The following is an 18,788-nucleotide window of genomic DNA, read 5'->3' as shown; positions in this document are numbered from 1 at the left end:
TCAGTTAGCTACCACGTTTACGAGCTTGCCGGGAACAACAATCACTTTACGAACGGTTTTGCCTTCCGTGAAGCGCTGTACGTTTTCGTTCTCTAGCGCCAGCTTTTCGAGATCGTCTTTGCTGATGTCGGCCGGAACGCTCTGCTTGGCGCGCACCTTGCCATTGACCTGCAGCACCACTTCGATCTCGCTGCGCACCATAGCGCTCTCGTCGGCCACCGGCCAGCTTGCGTCGACCACCGTCTCGCTATGACCAAGTGCGTGCCAGAGCTGGTGGCAGATGTGCGGTACGATCGGTGACAGTACCAGCACCGCAACATCCAGCGCTTCCTGGCGAACCGCACGACTCTGCGGTTCATCATCGCCAAGTTTGCTGACTTCGTTCAACAGTTCCATCGTTGCAGCAATGGAGGTGTTGAAGGTCAGGCGGCGGCTGATGTCATCGCTGACTTTGGCAATGGTTTCATGAGTCTTGCGGCGCAGGTCTTTCTGCGCATCCGTCAGACTCGCGACGTCCAGAGCCGGGGCTTCGCCCTTGCTGGTGTGCTCGTGAACGATACGCCAGAGGCGCTTGAGGAAGCGGTGAGCGCCTTCAACGCCACTGTCAGACCACTCCAGAGACTGTTCCGGGGGAGCCGCAAACATCATGAACAAGCGAACAGTGTCGGCGCCATGCTCATCGATGATCGACTGCGGGTCAATGCCGTTGTTCTTGGACTTGGACATCTTGGTGACGCCACCAATCTCGACCGGCTGCCCATCAGACTTCAATACCGCGCGCACTACCTGGCCTTTGCCGTCGCGTTCGACAGTGACTTCGGATGGGTTGTACCAGGACTTACCGCCGTTGTCTTCGTTGCGGTAATAGGTTTCAGCCAGCACCATGCCTTGGGTGAGCAGGCGCTTGAACGGCTCGGAGCTGTCCACCAGGCCGACATCACGCAGCAGTTTATGGAAGAAACGCGCGTATAGCAGGTGCAGGATGGCGTGTTCGATGCCGCCAATGTACTGGTCTACCGGCAGCCAGTAGTTGGCCGCGGCCGGGTCCAGCATGCCCTGATCGTAGTTGGGGCTGCAGAACCGGGCATAATACCAGGACGACTCCATGAAGGTGTCGAAGGTGTCGGTTTCCAGCGTTGCGGGCTGACCGTTGAACTCGGTCTTGCACCATTCGGTATCAGCTTTGATAGGGGACTGAACACCGTCCATTTCCACATCCTCCGGCAGGCGTACCGGCAGGCGATCGTCCGGAACCGGCATCTCGGTACCGTCTTCCAGAGTCATCATCGGAATGGGCGCGCCCCAGTAACGCTGGCGCGAAACGCCCCAATCGCGCAGGCGGTAGTTCACCGTACGCTTACCAATGTTGTTTTCTTCCAGGAAGGTCGCAATTTCTTCGAAAGCTTCGTCGCTGGTCAGGCCGCTGTATTTGCCAGAGGAAACCAGAATGCCTTTCTCTGTGTACGCTTTTTCCTGTACGTCGATCTCTTCGTGATCGCTCGGGGCGATGACTTGCTTGACCGGTAGCTTGTATTTGAGCGCGAACTCATGGTCACGCTCATCGTGCCCAGGAACCGCCATCAGGGCGCCGGTGCCGTAGTCCATCAGCACGAAGTTGGCGACCCAAACCGGAATTTCTTCCTGAGTCAGCGGATGAATGGCCTTGAACCCGGTGTCGATGCCTTTCTTTTCCATAGTGGCCATTTCAGCTTCAGCCACTTTGCTGTTACGGCATTGCTCGACAAACTCGGCCACATCCGGGTGACGCTCGCTGGCTGCTTTGGCCAGTGGGTGCTCGGCCGCAACGGCCATGTAGCTCACGCCCATCAGGGTGTCCGGACGGGTGGTGTAGACGGTCAGGCCGTCCTCACGATTTTTCAGCGGGAAAGTCAGCTCGGTACCGGTGGATTTACCGATCCAGTTGCGCTGCATGGTCTTGACCTGCTCGGGCCAGCCGTCGAGGTCGTCCATATCGTTCAGCAGCTCTTCCGCGTAATCGGTAATGCGGATGAACCACTGGGGAATTTTCTTCTGCTCAACCAGTGCACCGGAACGCCAGCCGCGGCCATCTACAACCTGCTCGTTGGCCAGTACGGTCTGGTCAACAGGGTCCCAGTTAACGGTGGACATTTTTTTGTACACCAGGCCTTTCTCGTAAAGGCGGGCAAAGAACCACTGTTCCCAGCGATAGTATTCAGGATCACAGGTGGCCAGTTCGCGGCCCCAGTCGTAACCGAAGCCCAGCTGCTTGAGCTGATTCTTCATGTATTCGATGTTCGAACGGGTCCACTTGGCAGGCGCTGTTTTGTTGGCAATGGCGGCGTTTTCAGCGGGTAGGCCGAACGCATCCCAGCCCATGGGCTGCATAACGTTTTTGCCCTGCATGCGCTGGTAGCGGGAGATCACGTCGCCGATGGTGTAGTTGCGTACATGGCCCATGTGCAGTTTGCCGCTCGGGTACGGGAACATAGACAGGCAGTAGTACTTGGGCTTGCTCGGATCTTCTACAACCTTGAAGGTTTCGTTTGTTTCCCAGAAGTCACGGGCGGTCTGTTCTACATCGCGTGGATTGTATTGCTCGTCCAGTCCTGCCATTACCAAAATTACCCTGTGTCAGAATGATGTTCGAAAAGGCCGAACATTCTAACGCACCCGCGGCTTAACAGGTAGTCTGCCAATTTGTCGTACTTGTGCCAGACTTCCTATTGTTGGGGTTTTTCCACAGATGAGAGGTCGAACATGACAGAACCAGAGCGCAATCATCTTTCCGGTAAGGCTTTAGAAGCCTATGACAGAATGCTTGAGCGTGTGCAGTCCCGTTTGCATGTGTTCCAGGAAACCTCCATGCAGACACTGGAAGAAGAGGTTCAGAAAGCCGTCGAGTTCGAATACGAACTGGAGGAAATGACTCGCGAAGAGGCCGATTTATTGGGTGCTTACCTGAAGCGAGATCTGGAGCACCTGATGCACTTTGTCGAAGAAACCGGCGAAGGCTTGAAGGAATGGCTGCAACTGGATATTTCCTTGCTGGAGCAGACCCTGACCGATCGACTGTTATCAGTGGCGGACCAGACTCTGGTGGACACCCTGGCATTGAAGCAGAAACTCGAAAACGAGGAAGTAGGGCAGTACATTGCGGGGGAAGTGGCTACGGCAGGGATGTTTCGGTGCCTGAATTGCAGTCACATGTTGTGCCTGACTAAAACCAGTCATCTTGAGCCCTGTGAGGCGTGCGACTCCCACTATTTTGAGCGGGTGACGAGCCGCTGGCCAAACAGGGCTGACAAGGACTGAGGGTCAGGTTTTCGGTATCACACGTTCACGAACGAAAACGATGAGCACCAACGCCAACGTGAGCACCGGCCAAGAGCCGGTTTGCATGTATGGGGTGCTGCCGGTGGCTGTGAACACCTCTCCAGTCAGAACGGTCCGCTTGAACTGCGGAACACGTTCCGTCATCTGGCCTTTTTCATTGATGATGGTGGTAACGCCGTTGTTGGTGCCACGGAGCATATAGCGGCCGGTTTCCAGTGCGCGCATTCGGGCTAGCTGCAAGTGTTGCAGCGGGCCGATGGAATCGCCGAACCAGCCATCGTTACTGATGGTCAGCAACAGCCCGGAGTTGCGGGCATTGAAGGCCACAAAATCCGGGTAAGCTACCTCGTAACAAATGTACGGCATCACATTGGTGCCATTGGCCTGCAACGGCGACTGGTTGTCCGGGCCGGGGGAAAAGCTGCTCATCGGGAGATCGAAAAAGCCGATCAGGCCTCTAAGCAGTCCTTCCAATGGAACATATTCCCCGAATGGCACCAGTTTCTGTTTGTGATAAATGCCTTCACCGTTACCCATCGCCATGATGCTGTTGTGGAAGGTATTGCCGGCTTTCTTTTCGCTGTAGCCATACCAGGGAATTCCAGTGATCAGTGTGCTGCTCTCGCCCAGTCGTTCCTGAATGTGGGCGATGATGGGGCCAGCCTGGTCCTGGGGGATCGGAATGGCTGTTTCGGGCCAAAGGATGATGTCGGCTTGCCAATGCTCTTCAGTCATTCCGAGGTAAGTGACGATCTGGTCCCGAAGGAAGTCCGGGTCCCATTTGATCTGTTGAGGAATGTTGCCCTGCATGGTGACAAAACTGACGGGTTCATCACCGATCTCGGTCCAATCGATTTGGTTCAGTGCGGGTGCAATACCCCAAGGCAAGATCGCAACGACGATCGTCGCTACAGCGGCTTTAGTGCGGCCGGCTCGTAGCAACCACCAGAATGCATAGGCAGCAGCGGCTGTGGCGGTTACCCAGAAGGTGATTCCGTGAACGCCGGTCAGTGGCGCGAGGCCCGCAAGAGGGCCGTCGGTGTGGGCGGTGCCCAGATAGAGCCAAGGGAAGCCGGTGAGCAGCCAGCCTCGTAACCAGTCGCCGAGCACCCAAATAGCGGGGAACAAGATCAGGCGGCGGATCAGATTTTGTTTTGCAAGCTTGCCCCAGAACCAGAACGCCAGTCCATGGAACAAGGCGAGGCCCGCTACAAACAACACCATTAAAATAACAGCGACCGGGATAGGCGTGTTGCCGTGCTCGCTGATGCTGATGTAGATCCAGCTGGCGCCGGAGCCAAACAAACCTAGCCCCACTAACCAGCCTGCGCGGAACAGTTTTTCAGACGGTTGATTCAACGCAACCAATAGAATCAGAAACGCGGACAGGGGCCCAAGCCACCAAAGATGGAACGGCGAAAACGTCAGCGTTTGAACAGCGCCGGCGATCAGAAGGATCGCCGAGCTGAACCAGGGGTTGGCTGTAAACTTGAGGTTTAGCGGGTGGCTTAGGGTTGGCTCATGAGTCACTTCGGGTTACCTGCAGCAAACGGATGACACGGTTATCGGCGTTGGCAATGGTAAACTGCAAGCCGCCGAATTCAACCGTTTCACCGCGTCTGGGCAGGTGGCCAAACTCTTTCAGAACCAATCCACCGATGGTGTCGAACTCTTCTTCGTCCATGCCGGTTTCGAAGAATTCGTTGAAATCATCAATCGGAGTAACAGCTTTTACCGCATAGGTGCCATCGCCTCGGGCCTTGATGTGGGTTTCTTCGTCGAAGTCATGCTCGTCTTCGATTTCGCCCACAATCTGCTCAAGAACATCCTCAATGGTGATCAGGCCGGCCGTTCCGCCGTACTCATCGACCACCATTGCCATGTGGTTGCGGTTTTCTTTGAACTCTTTGAGCAGCTGGTTCAGGCGCTTGCTCTCAGGCACAAAGGTTGGCGGACGAAGTATGCCGCGAATGTGGGACCAATCCAGATTATCGTCCAGGGCCAGCGGCAATAAATCTTTGGCCAGCAGTACACCGAGAACGTCATCAGGGCTTTCACCAATTACCGGAAAGCGACTGTGAGCAGAAGCGATGATATCGGGAAGGAACTCTTTGGGGTCCTGAGAGGCTTTGACGGTGATCATCTGAGAGCGTGGAATCATAATTTCTTCCACACGCATATCAATCACTTGCATCGCACCTTCAATGATACTCATTGAATCGGTATCGATGATTTCCTGGGATTCTGCATCCCTCAGGATTTCCAGTACGTCCTCTACGGACTCCGGCCCACTGGAAAAGGCCTGTGAAATACGCTCCAGCCAGGACTTGTTGCCCTGACTGCGACTCGACTGATCGTCGCTCATGAGTCTTTTTCCGTTTCCTCTGCTTCGTAAGGGTTAGCAAACCCGAGCTGCTCAAGCAGCTGGATTTCGAGGCCTTCCATAACCTCGGCGTCACTGTCTTCAATATGGTCGTAGCCCTGAAGATGCAGCATGCCGTGTATGACCATGTGAGCCCAGTGGGCCACAGGTTCTTTATGCTGCTCCCGGGCTTCTTTTTCAACAACCGGCGCACAAATAACGAGATCTCCGGCCAGAGGAAATGTTATACCCGCTGGTGCTTCAAATGGAAAGGACAAAACATTGGTGGGTTTGTCCTTTCCACGGTACTGAAAGTTCAGAGATTGGCTCTCTTCCACGTCAACGATGCGGATTGTAACCTCTGAATCCGACTCGCCCTGCCAGGCAAGCTCAGCCCAGGTTTGAAAACTGGCCTCGTTGGGCAGGCCTTCGCCTTCAAAGGCATTCTGGAAATCGACCGTCAATGAACTCATGTGCGCGGACCACTTCCATCGTTGAAGGAATCATAAGCTTCAACGATACGCTGAACCAAGGGGTGGCGAACCACGTCTTTTGATTCGAAACGGGTAAACCCGATGCCTCGCACGTTGCTCAGGACGCTGGCAGCATGAATAAGCCCCGAATCCTGACCGCGCGGCAAATCCACCTGCGTGGTATCGCCGGTGATCACCGCGGTAGAGCCAAAGCCGATACGGGTGAGGAACATTTTCATTTGTTCCCGGGTGGTGTTCTGGCTTTCATCCAGAATAATAAAAGAGTTATTGAGTGTACGGCCACGCATAAACGCCAGCGGCGCAATCTCGATCACGCTTTTCTCGATCAACCGGGTGGTTTGTTCAAACCCGAGCATTTCGTAAAGCGCGTCGTACAGCGGGCGCAGGTAAGGGTCCACCTTCTGTGCAAGATCACCCGGCAGAAAGCCCAGCTTTTCACCGGCTTCGACTGCGGGGCGTACCAGCAAAATGCGCTTAACCTGCTCATCTTTCAGCGCTTCCACGGCACAGGCAACAGCCAGCCAGGTTTTACCGGTACCTGCAGGCCCAATGCCGAAGTTGATGTCGTGGGTGCGAACGCTGTGCACATATTTCTGCTGGTTCTGGCCCCGGGGCTTGGCGGTCAGCTTGGGGGTTTTGATGACGGTAATTTGCCCTTCGTTGTATGGCACGTCATCTGGCAGTCTTTCCAGCCCGGTTTCTCGAATGAACAGGTGCACGGTATCCGGCGGGATATCGTCCACGGCTTCGGTTTCCCGGTACATATGGCGAATGACTTCGGTGGCGGCAGCAACGTTTTCAGTTGGCCCCTCAACCCGGAAGTGGTGGCCGCGACGGCCGACTTTCACCTGCAGTCGCTTTTCGATCATCTTCAGGTGTTCATCAAATTGCCCGCACAGCGTGGTGAGTCTTCGCTGGTCTACGGGGTGCAGGTCAAATTGTCTGCTGTCTTGAGTGTTCAATCTTACTCCGTATTGGTTTACTCCCTCTCGATTTTTATGGGGAGTTAGCATTTCTATGTATGTGAATTGGCTCAGGGTTGGTAAGGCTTTCCAAAAAACGCCACGTAAATACGTCCCTGTAGGGCTTCGTCGCGCCATCCTTGGCGCTCCAGATTTTTGGAAAGCCTTACCAATCCTGAACCGCTCAAATAATGTGCAGGCCCGATAGTGAAAAAACAAGTGTTGGCGGATTCAATTTTGATGAGTTTACATCGTTAATTTTCTTGAATGCCGCTGTGAAGTTAGAAGGAGGTGGGTCGGATGGGCCTCCCAAAAATTTCGTAGGCCATGGATGGCCGGAGAGAAGCGCACATGGATGTGCTCGTAGCGGTTTTTGGGAGGCCCATCCGGCCCGCCTCCCATCACCGCACTAACATCACATGGCGGCCAAAATTTAGTACATCGCCGAATCCACAGGCTTACCACGCAAAGAGTTCGCGTAGGCTTCGACAATCTCCACATCGACAAAGTGCCCAACGATCTCTGGGTTGTCGTGACGGAAGTTTACAATCCGGTTGTTTTCGGTACGGCCTGAATACTCGCCAGGATCTTTCTTCGAAAGCCCGGTAACCAGAATGCGCTGAGTGGAGCCTACCATCTTGCGGCTGATGTCCATCACCGTCTGGTTAATGCGATCCTGCAGAATCTTCAGACGCTGCTTCTTCACTTCCATCGGCGTATCGTCAGGCAGGTCGGCTGCCGGCGTACCCGGACGGGCGCTGTAAATGAAACTGAACGACATATCGAAACCGATGTCGTTGATCAGCTTCATGGTGTCCTCGAAATCTTTGTCGGTTTCGCCGGGGAAGCCAATAATGAAATCAGAAGAGAAACTGATGTCCGGGCGAATCTTTCGCAAACGGCGCAGCTTGGATTTGTACTCCAACGCGGTGTGGCCACGCTTCATGGCCGCCAGAATGCGATCGGAACCGCTTTGTACCGGCAAGTGCAGGTGGCTAACCAGCTCGGGTACCCGTTCATACACTTCGATCAGCGAATCGCTGAACTCCACCGGGTGGGAGGTGGTATATCGGATGCGGTCGATGCCATCGATGGTGGCGATCATTTCGACCAGCTCCGCCATGTCCATCACATCGCCATCGTGGGTTTCGCCGCGATAAGCATTTACGTTCTGGCCCAGCAGGTTAACCTCACGCACGCCCTGACTGGCCAGGTGAGCAACCTCTGCAATCACATCATCCACTGGGCGGCTGACTTCTTCGCCACGGGTATAAGGCACTACGCAGAAGGTGCAGTACTTGCTGCAGCCTTCCATGATAGAAACAAACGCGGACGGGCCGTCTGCGCCGGGGTCTGGCAGGTTGTCGAATTTTTCGATTTCCGGGAAGCTAACGTCAACCACGCCAACGCCATTACCTTTGGCGCGCACTTCGGTGATCATGTCTGGCAGGCGGTGCAGGGTTTGCGGGCCGAAGACCATATCGACAAAGGGAGCCCGGTCGATGATCGCCTGACCTTCCTGACTCGCTACGCAGCCACCGACGCCGATGATGGTGTCGGGTTTGTTGCTTTTGAGCTTTTTCCAACGGCCGAGTTGGTGAAATACTTTTTCCTGGGCTTTTTCCCGGATGGAGCAGGTGTTCAGCAGCAGGATGTCGGCGTCCTCTGGTGAGTCGGTCATTTCGACGGGCTCGCCAGTTTTGAGTAGGTCTGCCATGCGGGCGGAGTCGTACTCGTTCATTTGGCAGCCGTGGGTTTTGATGTACAGCTTCTTGGCCATGGGTCTCACGCGGTTTGGTGTATGTTGCGCCGGATGTGGTGTTTTTGGCGCTGGCAAAAATTGGACGGCACATTATACCGGTGTGATTAAACTTCAACCACCGTTGTCTCGGTATTCCTTACCTAACACTGTGCTATTATTTGCGGCCTTCATGTGCTGTGCATGAAGGTTTTTGGCGGAGGCTTTCCAAAAACCGCTCCTGGCGGCACATCCATGTGGCGCTTCTGCTCCGCCATCCATGGCTCCGCACATTTTTGGAAAGCCTCCGCCAAAAGCCTTCTCTAACTGTTGGAGCTGGAGTCCTTACGACATTTGATCGCTCCGTAAACTGAACGAAATTTTAAACATGACCCCCGAACGCCTCGCTCGAATCAAACACATCCTCGACACCCGCCAACCAGACCTTCGGGTGCTGACCGATCAGGTGCACAAACCCAGAAATCTCTCCGCGATTATCCGTTCCTGCGACGCCTTCGGCCTGGCCAATATGCACGTGGTATGGCCGAAAGAAGGTTTTCGGGCGTTCAGGAAAACCGCCGGTGGCAGCTATCACTGGGTCACCACCCACACCCACCCGACCATGAAAGACGCCGTGGCCGAGTTGAAAGGGCAGGGGCACAAAATCTACGCCGCGCAGCTGTCAGACCGAGCGGTTGATTTTCGGGACGTGGACTTCACCGTGCCCTGTACGATCGTGATGGGCAATGAAGTGGATGGGGTGAACCCCGTTACAGCCGAGCAGGCAGATGAACACATTGTGGTGCCGATGATGGGTATGGTGGAATCACTGAACGTATCGGCAGCTTGTTCAATCATCCTCTCCGAAGCCCAGCGGCAGCGGAAACTGGCAGGAATGTTTGACCAGCGGCGGATGCCGGAGGATGAATACAACCGCCTGCTGTTCTCCTGGTGCCAGCCCACGGTTAAACGATACTGCGACGACCGAAACCTTCCGTACCCACCGATAGACCACGAAACTGGGGATCTGATAGACGGCGTAGGCTGGATGCAAGAAGTCAGAAAACTAAGAGCCAACCGCCCCAGATGGGACGATGAAAAAGAGCCATTAACAGAAGAGTAAGCAGCAGCGAAGCCAACGCAAAAAAAGTTCTGTTTATAATATTTCTCTTTAAATCAGTATCCCAAAAAGTTCTGTCGGTGTGGGGTGAGGATTCTTTTTTCCAAGGAAAAAAGAATCCTCACCCCGCAACCCGCCCCCAAACCTTCAGGCTACAAAAAACAGATCAGTCCTCACGAGCCTCAAGATACCGCTGCAACTGCTCCCGCAAAGCCTTAGGCAAACGAGTAATCGTCAGCGCATCCTTGTCGCGGTCGTAATACACAGCCTGATTCACCAAGTCTGAAGAAAAAGAAACACTCATACCCCCGCCAGAGCCAGCAATACGCACCAACTTTTTAACCTTACGGTGGTCCGGGTGCAACACGCCGGTTTCCGGCATCTCCACAGTCTTGCTGGCGAATTCCTTAAAGCGCTCAGGCTGGCTCTCGTCTAAATAGCTGGACAAAGCCTCAATCGCCACCGGCTCACCCAAAGCGTGCTGGTCTTTGCAGAATTCGTACGCCTTGGCACGCACTTCACCGGCTTTCTCCGGCTCACTGGTTTTGGCGAAGGCTTCCACCGCATCCAGGAACGTGGTGGTTTCTTTCTCCACATCCACGCTGTTGGTAAACGCACACAAACGAATAAACAGCTCACCGGGATCACCCGTGCCACGGGCGTGCACCAGAGTCATGTAGTTATCGCCGTCTTTGCCGTCACGCCAATCGTCCAGCTCAATGCGCACAGCCAGATTCAAACGGGACAAGCTCAGAACGTCCGTAGCATCCAGCTTCTGGCTGCCATCGAAACGCATCGCGCTGTCGGTTTCCAGAACGAACAGATACACCACTTCCGAGTCGGCCAGCGCATCGTGCACAACCATCAAGTGTCCATCGAACTCTTCCTGACTGCCGTTCAGCAGCTCCTGCCACTGGCCGAACAACCGGTCAGTCATCGCCGCGAAGGTTTGCTTCTCTTCCAGATAATCTTTCAGCCAGGCACTGAACGGGCACTCCCCGACATCATCAGAGAAACGGCCGTATTTTTTCCCCGGCTTGCTGTTAAACAAACGCTTCATCTGCTTGTGCAGTGCTTCGTAATCGCCACCGGGCTCCTGCAAAGCCTCACCTGCAACAAGGCGAGCGGGTTGGCCCGGCTGGTATTGGCTGGCAAAAGCGGTGCGGAGGTGTTTGATGGCCATATTACGATCCTGTCGGTTGTACGAGATTCAGATGGCGCAGATGATGCCACGGATCGAAAAGGGATTCATTTGTAGAATGTACGGAGTAGAGCAGTTTCACAGCTGAAGCGGAAAAGGTAGACCGACGTGAACACGAGCGTTCGACGGCGCTGGGGTGGGGGGAGTTTTTTCTGCCGGAAAAAGATGTCTGAGCGAAGCGAGTTATTTTTCCAAAGAAAAAACTCCCCCCGCCTCAGCAGCCTGCCCGCCAAGGAAGGGGAATCGTGAGTTAGATCAAAGCGCCCGAAGTAATCCAGAAACCGCCTCAGTAATCTCGGCTTCGCTATCAGCCGTAACGCTGGTGTTAGCAATGTCAGTACCCAGATTCACCGCCACAGCAATCAGCCCGTGAGCGGTAAGCAACTGCGCAACACGACGGCGTTCATCCGCATCACCGGTGTTTTCTTCGGAAACCACCACCGCCGTACGCCCTTGATCGAACAAAGCGCGCTCCACAGCCAAGGCCAAGGCAGCAGCTTGCTTGCCATTACAGGCAATGATCGTCGGCTTCTGAGCCAAGCGGCGCTCGCGCTCTTCCGCAGTGACCGGGTCGAGCGATTCCAAACCATCGGCCAGACCAGCGATCATCCCCGCACCAACCGTAACGTTGGTCAAACGGTCAATCACGATGAAACTACCGGTCGCGTGATTGCGCTGGTAAGCATCAAATGCGACTGGCTGGTTCAGGGTCAGTTCACACAGGCCAATCTCGTTGAGCTGAAGCTGGCTCGGATTCGGGTTCTGCTCCAGCGAGTTTACATCGGTCTGGTGATGAATCTTCTTCACCGTGCCGGAAGTAAACGTAGGCCCAAGTTTGATGTCATACAAACGGCCGGTTTCCAGTGGCGCATCGGTCATCCAAACGATGTTAGCGTTAAAGCGGTTACCCACTTCCGGTTCATCGTCCGCTTTCACCAGCATATCGCCACGGCTGATGTCGATTTCGTCTTCCAACGTCAGCGTAACGGCCTGATCGATATAGGCTTCGTCCAGATTGCCGTCGAAGGTCACAATTTCTTTAACCTTGCTGGTACGGCGTGAGGGCAGAGCCATCACGGTTTCGCCCGGGCGGATCACGCCGGAGGCGATGGTGCCGCAGAAGCCCCGGAAGTTGAGGTTCGGGCGCGTGACGTATTGCACCGGGAAACGGAAGTGCTCCAGGTTCTTGTCTCGGGACACTTCAACGGTTTCAAGGATTTCCATCAGCGGCTGGCCGGTGAACCAGGGCGTGTTTTCGCTCCGGTTCACGACGTTGTCGCCATCCAAAGCCGAAAGAGGCACAAAACGAATGTCTTTGAGGCCCAGTTTGGAGGCAAACGCCAGGTATTCTTCGCGGATTTCGTTGAAGCGCTCTTCGCTGAAGTCCACCAAGTCCATCTTGTTCACAGCCACCACAATGTGGCGAATACCCAGTAACGAGGCAATGAACGAGTGACGGCGGGTCTGGGTCATCACGCCGTGACGGGCGTCGATCATCAGAATCGCCAGTTGGGCGGTTGACGCACCGGTGGCCATGTTGCGGGTGTACTGCTCATGGCCCGGGGTATCGGCAATGATGAACTTGCGCTTGTCGGTACTGAAGTAGCGGTAAGCCACATCAATGGTGATACCTTGCTCACGCTCGGCCTGCAAACCGTCTACCAGAAGGGCCAAATCCAGCTTCTCGCCGGTGGTGCCCATCTTGGCGCTGTCGGTTTTCAGGGTGGCCATGTGATCTTCGTAGATCATCTTGGTGTCGTGCAGCAGGCGGCCGATCAGGGTGCTTTTGCCATCATCAACGCTGCCGCACGTCAGCAAGCGCAACAGTTCTTTGTTCTCGTGCTGTTTCAGGTACGACAGAATATCGTCGGCGATCAGTTCAGACTGGTGTGACATCTTAGAAGTACCCTTCCCGCTTTTTCTGTTCCATGGAGCCAGCTGAATCGTGGTCAATGACCCGCCCCTGACGTTCAGAGCTGGTGGCTAGCAACATTTCTTGAATGATCTCTGGCAACGTATCCGCTTCGGATTCGATGGCACCGGTGAGGGGGTAACAGCCCAGCGTACGGAAGCGCACCGACTTCATCATCGGCTTCTCACCTTCTTTCAAAGGCATGCGGTCATCGTCCACCATGATCAGAGTGCCATCGCGTTCGACAACCGGGCGCACGGCTGAGTAGTACAGGGGAACGATGTCGATGTTTTCCAGATAGATGTACTGCCAGATATCCAGCTCGGTCCAGTTTGAAAGCGGGAAAACCCGAATGCTTTCGCCCTTGTTGACCTTGCCGTTATAGGTGTTCCAAAGTTCCGGGCGCTGATTTTTCGGGTCCCAGCGGTGGTGCTCATCCCGGAATGAGTAAACGCGTTCTTTGGCTCGGGATTTTTCTTCGTCCCGGCGTGCGCCACCGAAGGCCGCATCGAACTTGTACTTGTCCAAAGCCTGTTTCAGGGCCTGGGTTTTCATCACGTCAGTATGCTTTGCGCTGCCATGAGTAAAGGGCCCGACGCCTTGTTTTACGCCTTCTTCATTGGTGTGCACGATCAGGTCCAGTCCGTACCGGCTGACCTGCTTGTCGCGAAATTCGATCATCTCCCGGAATTTCCAGGTGGTGTCTACGTGCATCAGAGGGAAGGGCGGCTTGCCCGGGTAAAACGCCTTCAGGGCAAGGTGCAGCATGACAGCAGAGTCTTTGCCGACGGAATAAAGCATGACCGGGTTATCAAACTCGGCCGCGACTTCCCGGATTATGTGGATGCTTTCGGCTTCCAGCTGTTTCAGATGGGTGAGGTTGTATGTGGTCATGGTCATCCGTTGCCGCAGAGGGGCTTTTAATGGCTGTAATCAGGATGACAACTATATCAGGGCTCCATAGGGTATAAGAAGATGCTGGTTAAGACTTTTCGGTTCTAATGATATGGCGGGTGATCGAACAAAAAGGCGTTATCAAGAAGGTAACGCCTTTGATGTGGTCCGTGCGGCAGCGTCAGTTTTGCCGGGATTCGTCAAAGAGTTTGCCAATGTATTGGTCAATGTACACAAAACCGTTGCCCTCAAAGCTTCGGAACTGCAGGCCGATATGGAATTGGTCGCGGGCGATACGGCGGATATAAACGACGTTGCTTTCGGCCACAACGGTTACTGGCTGAGCAGGGATAACCGGCACCTGGAACCGGGCTGTAAGTTGAACAGGGTTTTTGGGTGCAGGTGGCACCATGTTTGGAATCAGAGCTTTGGCGGTTTGAGCATCACACTCAATCATGGCCCCGGTACGAGACAAATTAGCGATTTCACACTGAAACTGACATCCGCCTGGTTTCTCGAGAGTGATCGCGGACGATACGTCTACCCGTTGTTGATTTCTTAAATTAGGTTTTGCATCGAGAGGCTTCATATTGACTCTTCTTGCGTTGAACGTATCCAGCGAGGTTGCGTGTCCCATAATGCCTTAGATCTTGGTTTAGTGTATTCTTGTTTGATTGAAAAATGATCAAGTTCAATTGTGCCGCAGAGTGTGACACATTCGCAACACAGAATATGAACGAGGTGTCACAAATCTTTCAATCCGTACGCCTATCCGGTGTATGTCCTTTAGATAAAGTGTTGCCGGTTAAGGCTGCAGTTGGTCAGTCGCTGATGTAAAATCGCGCCCCTACATTCAACAGGAGCTTTGCTCCGGGATTCCTGAAGAAACGTTATGACCGAGAAGACAGAAAATGCCGCCCAAGGCGGAAAAGTTGGTTTTATCAGCCTTGGTTGCCCGAAGGCGCTGGTTGATTCCGAGCGCATCCTGACCCAGCTTCGTCTGGACGGTTACGATGTGGTGCCAACCTATAACGACGCTGATGTGGTCGTGGTGAATACCTGCGGGTTTATTGATGCTGCCAAGCAGGAATCTCTGGATGCGATTGGTGAAGCAATTAACGAAAACGGTAAGGTCATTGTAACCGGTTGCATGGGTGCGGAAGCCGATACGATTCGTGAAGCCCATCCCGGCGTGTTGGCGGTGTCTGGCCCTCACGCCTATGAAGAAGTAGTTGGTGCCGTGCACCAATACGTGCCCCCTAAAAAGAATCACGATCCGTTCGTGGATCTGGTGCCGCCACAAGGCGTTAAGCTTACGCCACGGCACTATGCGTATCTGAAAATTTCCGAAGGCTGCAACCACCGTTGTACCTTCTGCATCATTCCATCGATGCGCGGTGATCTTGTTAGTCGTCCGATCGGGGATGTCATGGACGAAGCCCAGCGTCTGGTGGATGCGGGCGTGAAAGAGCTGCTGGTGATTTCTCAAGATACCTCAGCCTATGGCGTGGACATCAAATACCGCACGGGTTTCTGGCAGGGCCGCCCGCTGAAAACCAAAATGCAGGCGTTGTGTGAGGCCTTGGGTGATTTGGGTGTTTGGGTGCGCTTGCATTACGTGTACCCGTATCCCCATGTAGACGACATCATTCCTCTAATGGCCGAAGGGAAGATCCTGCCGTACCTGGACATTCCGTTCCAGCACGCCAGCCCGAAAGTGCTTAAGGCCATGAAGCGCCCGGCTCACGACAGCAAAACCTTGGACCGCATCCGCAAGTGGCGTGAAATCTGTCCGGAGTTGACCATTCGCTCGACTTTCATTGTTGGTTTCCCGGGTGAAACCGAAGAAGACTTCCAGTACTTGCTGGATTGGTTGGATGAAGCGCAGCTTGATCGTGTGGGTGCGTTCACCTACAGCCCGGTTGAAGGCGCAACGGCGAACGAGCTGGAAGGTGCTGTTCCGGAAGAGGTCAAAGAAGAGCGTCTTGCGCGTTTCATGCAGAAGCAGGCTGAAATTTCAGCGGCTCGTCTGCAGGCCAAGATCGGTAAGACCATCGACGTGCTGATTGACGAGGTGGACGAAGAAGGTGCCATTGGGCGATCGAAGGCCGATGCCCCGGAAATCGATGGTATGGTTTACCTGAACGACGTTACCGATGTGGAGCCCGGTCAAATCGTGAAAGCGGTGGTTGAACACGCCGACGAGCATGATTTGTGGGCAGCGTTGGTGTGATGCGTTGAGATGATACAAAAAGGCTCCGACACGTCGGAGCCTTTTTGTTTGTGCCGGAATTATTCGCTGATTTTAGCGATGTAATCCGAGTAGTACTGATCGAAATCCTTGAATTCCATGCTGTCACGACCGCAGCAGCGAATGTTGCCGGATTTGATGTCGTAGACCCAACCGTGGATTTCGATCTTGCCGGTGGCCAGTTTGGCGGCGACCACAGGATGGGTGCGCAGGTGCTGTACTTGTTGCAGTACGTTTTCCTGAATCGCCTCGTTCAGATATTTTGCATCCACGCACTCGTCGTTCGAGATGCTGTGCCGTTCACGTACGATTTCCATCGCTGAGCGGCAGTGTCCCAACCACTCTTTGACGTGTGGTAGCCCCTTCAACGACGGAATGTCTAAAGCGCCTTTAATGGCGCCGCAATCGGTATGACCACAGACAATGATGTGGCGAACGCCAAGCACGGCAACGGCGTATTCGATCGACGCCGTCATACTCCCGGTTTCATTGCTATGGGGAGGGATAACGTTACCGGCGTTGCGGCAAATGAACAGGTCGCCCGGGTGTGAGCCGGTCACCATGTTCGGGTCGATGCGGGAATCCGAACAGGTAATAAACAGCACATCCGGATTCTGGCTGTCAGCTAAAGCGCCAAACAAATCCTTGTGCTCCGGGTAGACGTTTTTGCGGAAGTTCAGTACGCCGCGAACAATGTGATCCATAATAGTTCCTCCTGCCGGTCAGGCAATTTCGATTAATACTTCTCCAGGGGTAACCCGGTCACCCTTGCTGACGTGAATCGCTTTTACGGTGCCGTCAACGCTGGAATGAATTTCGGTTTCCATTTTCATGGCTTCAGTAATCAGGACAGCCTGGCCGGCGGTAACAGGATCGCCTTCCTGAACCAGCACATCCACAACATTACCGGGCATGGCGGTACTGACGTGGCCGGGGTCGGTGGCTCGCTTACGGCCTTTGCCGCCGGCTTCAGCCACGTATTCGTTCAGGGATTCGAACACTACTTCTTCAGGCATCCCGTCCAGTGACAGATACAACTTGCGCTTACCGGGCTCGGTGTTGCCTACGCCTGTGACGGCCACTTCGTACGTTTCACCGTGGACATCAATGCGGAATTCAGTGGCCATGGCTGAGCCCAATCGGCCTTGGCCGGATTGCTCTGCGGGTAAAAGCTCTTCCGGTTTCAGCGTGCCATCCTTGCGCTGCTGAAGGAATTCACGGCCGAGGTCCGGGAACATGGCGTATGTGAGCACATCTTCCTCGGAGTTGGCCAGACTACCAATGTCTTGTCTCAGCTTGTTGAGCTCTGGGGCAAGCAGGTCAGCGGGGCGACCTTCGTTGACCGTTTCATTGCCGATCGCTTTTTTGCGAAGGCCCTCATCGACCTCTGCGGGCGGATGACCATAGCCGCCTTGCAGGTAGCGCTTCACTTCATTGGTAATGGTTTTGTAGCGCTGCCCGGCCAGGACGTTGTATACCGCTTGGGTGCCGACAATTTGGGATGTAGGCGTGACCAGTGGTGGATAGCCAAGGTCTTTTCGAACCCGCGGAATTTCATCGAAGACCTCATTGATTTTATCGAGGGCGTTCTGCTCTTTCAGCTGATTGGCCAGGTTCGACATCATGCCGCCTGGCACTTGGTTGATCTGGACCGAGACATCCTCGCGAGTAAACTCGCTCTCGAACTGATGGTACTTCTTGCGCACTTCCCGGAAGTAGTCGGCGATCTCGCTGATCAGTTCCAGGTCCAGACCGGTGTCATATTCAGTCCCTTTCAGTGCTGCGACCTGTGATTCGGTAGCGGGATGGCTGGTGCCGCCGGCGAAGGCTGAAATCGCGGTATCGATGCGGTCTGCGCCGGCTTCGATGGCCTTGAGTTGGCACAGTGGCGCAAGCCCGGCCGTGGAGTGACTGTGGATCACCAGCGGCAGATCTACCGCAGATTTGATGGCTTTGACCAATTCGTAGGTTGCATAGGGCGTTAGTAAGCCGGCCATATCTTTAATAGCAATGGAATCGGCGCCCATGGCCTTTAGTTGCTCCGCTTGCTTCACGAACAGCGCGGGGGTGTGCACCGGGCTGGTGGTATAGCAGATGGTTCCCTGAGCATGTTTACCGGCTTTCTTGACCGCTTTCATGGCGGTTTCAAGGTTTCGAAGGTCGTTCAAGGCATCGAACACCCGGAATACATCAATGCCGTTATCTGCTGCTTTCTGCACGAAGGCTTCAACCACGTCATCTGCATAATGGCGGTAACCGAGCAGGTTTTGGCCACGAAGCAACATTTGCAAGCGGGTGTTGGGCAGCGCTTCGCGCAACTGGCGCAGGCGCTCCCATGGGTCTTCTTTCAGAAAACGCACGCAAGCGTCAAACGTAGCGCCGCCCCAGACTTCCAGCGACCAGTAACCGACCTGATCCAGCTTATCGCAAATCGGCAACATGTCCTCTGTGCGCATGCGAGTGGCAATCAGGGATTGATGTGCATCCCGCAGGATAAGGTCGGTGACTTCGATTTTTTTCGCGTTACTCATGTTCACTC

The 18,788-nt window shown here is 54.5% G+C and carries 15 protein-coding genes; 3 read left to right on the top strand and 12 right to left on the bottom strand.

Annotated elements, in window-relative coordinates:
- Positions 1-2,586, bottom strand: coding sequence for a leucine--tRNA ligase (gene leuS, locus DOQ08_RS06690; RefSeq protein WP_114334710.1), 2,586 nt, complete (start codon positions 2,584-2,586; stop codon positions 1-3).
- A gap of 153 nt (positions 2,587-2,739) precedes the next feature.
- Between leuS and DOQ08_RS06685 the strand changes: the two genes are divergently transcribed.
- A complete protein-coding gene (locus tag DOQ08_RS06685; RefSeq protein WP_114334137.1) occupies positions 2,740-3,294 on the top strand; it encodes a zinc ribbon-containing protein in 555 nt (184 codons plus the stop codon).
- A 3-nt stretch (positions 3,295-3,297) separates the two neighbouring features.
- Here DOQ08_RS06685 and lnt read toward each other — a convergent pair whose 3' ends face one another.
- The 5 genes from lnt to miaB form a co-directional block, all read right to left on the bottom strand.
- Entirely contained in the window at positions 3,298-4,773 is a 1,476-nt protein-coding gene (lnt, locus tag DOQ08_RS06680; protein WP_406565354.1) for an apolipoprotein N-acyltransferase, read from the bottom strand.
- Positions 4,774-4,834: 61 nt separating this feature from the next.
- Positions 4,835-5,680, bottom strand: a complete 846-nt coding sequence (locus DOQ08_RS06675) for an HlyC/CorC family transporter (protein WP_114334135.1) — start codon at positions 5,678-5,680, stop codon at positions 4,835-4,837.
- Positions 5,677-6,150 carry an rRNA maturation RNase YbeY gene (ybeY, locus tag DOQ08_RS06670; RefSeq protein WP_114334134.1) on the bottom strand — a complete coding sequence of 158 codons (474 nt, stop codon included), beginning with the start codon at positions 6,148-6,150 and terminating at the stop codon, positions 5,677-5,679. Before ybeY ends, DOQ08_RS06675 begins: the two co-directional genes overlap by 4 nt.
- The gene (locus DOQ08_RS06665; RefSeq protein ID WP_114334133.1) at positions 6,147-7,133 is read right to left on the bottom strand and encodes a PhoH family protein; all 987 of its coding nucleotides are present in this window, start codon (positions 7,131-7,133) and stop codon (positions 6,147-6,149) included. The genes ybeY and DOQ08_RS06665 overlap by 4 nt, the downstream gene beginning before the upstream one ends.
- Positions 7,134-7,566: 433 nt before the next feature.
- Positions 7,567-8,913, bottom strand: a complete 1,347-nt coding sequence (gene miaB / locus DOQ08_RS06660) for a tRNA (N6-isopentenyl adenosine(37)-C2)-methylthiotransferase MiaB (protein WP_114334132.1) — start codon at positions 8,911-8,913, stop codon at positions 7,567-7,569.
- Positions 8,914-9,259: 346 nt separating this feature from the next.
- On the opposite strand from miaB, the gene trmH reads away from it, so the two are divergent.
- The gene (trmH, locus tag DOQ08_RS06655; RefSeq protein WP_114334131.1) at positions 9,260-9,994 is read left to right on the top strand and encodes a tRNA (guanosine(18)-2'-O)-methyltransferase TrmH; all 735 of its coding nucleotides are present in this window, start codon (positions 9,260-9,262) and stop codon (positions 9,992-9,994) included.
- Positions 9,995-10,157: 163 nt separating this feature from the next.
- Here trmH and DOQ08_RS06650 read toward each other — a convergent pair whose 3' ends face one another.
- From DOQ08_RS06650 to DOQ08_RS06635, 4 genes are all read right to left on the bottom strand, one after another.
- Positions 10,158-11,174 (bottom strand): nucleoid-associated protein, encoded by a 1,017-nt coding sequence (locus DOQ08_RS06650; protein ID WP_114334130.1) that lies wholly within the window; start codon positions 11,172-11,174, stop codon positions 10,158-10,160.
- A gap of 273 nt (positions 11,175-11,447) precedes the next feature.
- Positions 11,448-13,088, bottom strand: a complete 1,641-nt coding sequence (cysN, locus tag DOQ08_RS06645) for a sulfate adenylyltransferase subunit CysN (protein ID WP_114334129.1) — start codon at positions 13,086-13,088, stop codon at positions 11,448-11,450.
- A gap of 1 nt (position 13,089) precedes the next feature.
- A complete protein-coding gene (gene cysD, locus DOQ08_RS06640) occupies positions 13,090-14,004 on the bottom strand; it encodes a sulfate adenylyltransferase subunit CysD (RefSeq protein ID WP_319921910.1) in 915 nt (304 codons plus the stop codon).
- Positions 14,005-14,179: 175 nt separating this feature from the next.
- Complete coding sequence (locus DOQ08_RS06635; RefSeq protein WP_114334127.1) at positions 14,180-14,587, bottom strand: PilZ domain-containing protein; 408 nt, start codon at positions 14,585-14,587, stop codon at positions 14,180-14,182.
- Positions 14,588-14,890: 303 nt separating this feature from the next.
- Between DOQ08_RS06635 and rimO the strand changes: the two genes are divergently transcribed.
- Positions 14,891-16,231 carry a 30S ribosomal protein S12 methylthiotransferase RimO gene (gene rimO, locus DOQ08_RS06630; RefSeq protein WP_114334126.1) on the top strand — a complete coding sequence of 447 codons (1,341 nt, stop codon included), beginning with the start codon at positions 14,891-14,893 and terminating at the stop codon, positions 16,229-16,231.
- A gap of 59 nt (positions 16,232-16,290) precedes the next feature.
- Here the strand turns inward: rimO and DOQ08_RS06625 are convergent, their stop codons facing one another.
- Both DOQ08_RS06625 and oadA read right to left on the bottom strand, forming a co-directional pair.
- Positions 16,291-16,953 carry a carbonic anhydrase gene (locus DOQ08_RS06625; protein ID WP_114334125.1) on the bottom strand — a complete coding sequence of 221 codons (663 nt, stop codon included), beginning with the start codon at positions 16,951-16,953 and terminating at the stop codon, positions 16,291-16,293.
- 18 nt (positions 16,954-16,971) lie between these two features.
- Complete coding sequence (oadA, locus tag DOQ08_RS06620; RefSeq protein WP_114334124.1) at positions 16,972-18,780, bottom strand: sodium-extruding oxaloacetate decarboxylase subunit alpha; 1,809 nt, start codon at positions 18,778-18,780, stop codon at positions 16,972-16,974.
- Positions 18,781-18,788 lie beyond the last annotated feature (8 nt).

The sequence above is a fragment of the Marinobacter litoralis genome, from assembly GCF_003336705.1.
GTDB lineage: Bacteria > Pseudomonadota > Gammaproteobacteria > Pseudomonadales > Oleiphilaceae > Marinobacter > Marinobacter litoralis.
Note: the sequence above shows the minus strand (reverse complement) of the source record. Positions and strands in the feature narration are given on the sequence as shown.

Bases quoted from the DNA above. Each gene is read 5' to 3' on its own strand.
- ybeY (WP_114334134.1), bottom strand. From the start codon at position 6,150: ATGAGTTCATTGACGGTCGATTTCCAGAATGCCTTTGAAGGCGAAGGC.
- DOQ08_RS06625 (WP_114334125.1), bottom strand. From the start codon at position 16,953: ATGGATCACATTGTTCGCGGCGTACTGAACTTCCGCAAAAACGTCTAC.
- cysN (WP_114334129.1), bottom strand. From the start codon at position 13,088: ATGTCACACCAGTCTGAACTGATCGCCGACGATATTCTGTCGTACCTG.
- DOQ08_RS06635 (WP_114334127.1), bottom strand. From the start codon at position 14,587: ATGAAGCCTCTCGATGCAAAACCTAATTTAAGAAATCAACAACGGGTA.
- miaB (WP_114334132.1), bottom strand. From the start codon at position 8,913: ATGGCCAAGAAGCTGTACATCAAAACCCACGGCTGCCAAATGAACGAG.
- DOQ08_RS06685 (WP_114334137.1), top strand. From the start codon at position 2,740: ATGACAGAACCAGAGCGCAATCATCTTTCCGGTAAGGCTTTAGAAGCC.
- DOQ08_RS06650 (WP_114334130.1), bottom strand. From the start codon at position 11,174: ATGGCCATCAAACACCTCCGCACCGCTTTTGCCAGCCAATACCAGCCG.
- DOQ08_RS06675 (WP_114334135.1), bottom strand. From the start codon at position 5,680: ATGAGCGACGATCAGTCGAGTCGCAGTCAGGGCAACAAGTCCTGGCTG.
- cysD (WP_319921910.1), bottom strand. From the start codon at position 14,004: ATGACCATGACCACATACAACCTCACCCATCTGAAACAGCTGGAAGCC.
- trmH (WP_114334131.1), top strand. From the start codon at position 9,260: ATGACCCCCGAACGCCTCGCTCGAATCAAACACATCCTCGACACCCGC.
- rimO (WP_114334126.1), top strand. From the start codon at position 14,891: ATGACCGAGAAGACAGAAAATGCCGCCCAAGGCGGAAAAGTTGGTTTT.
- oadA (WP_114334124.1), bottom strand. From the start codon at position 18,780: ATGAGTAACGCGAAAAAAATCGAAGTCACCGACCTTATCCTGCGGGAT.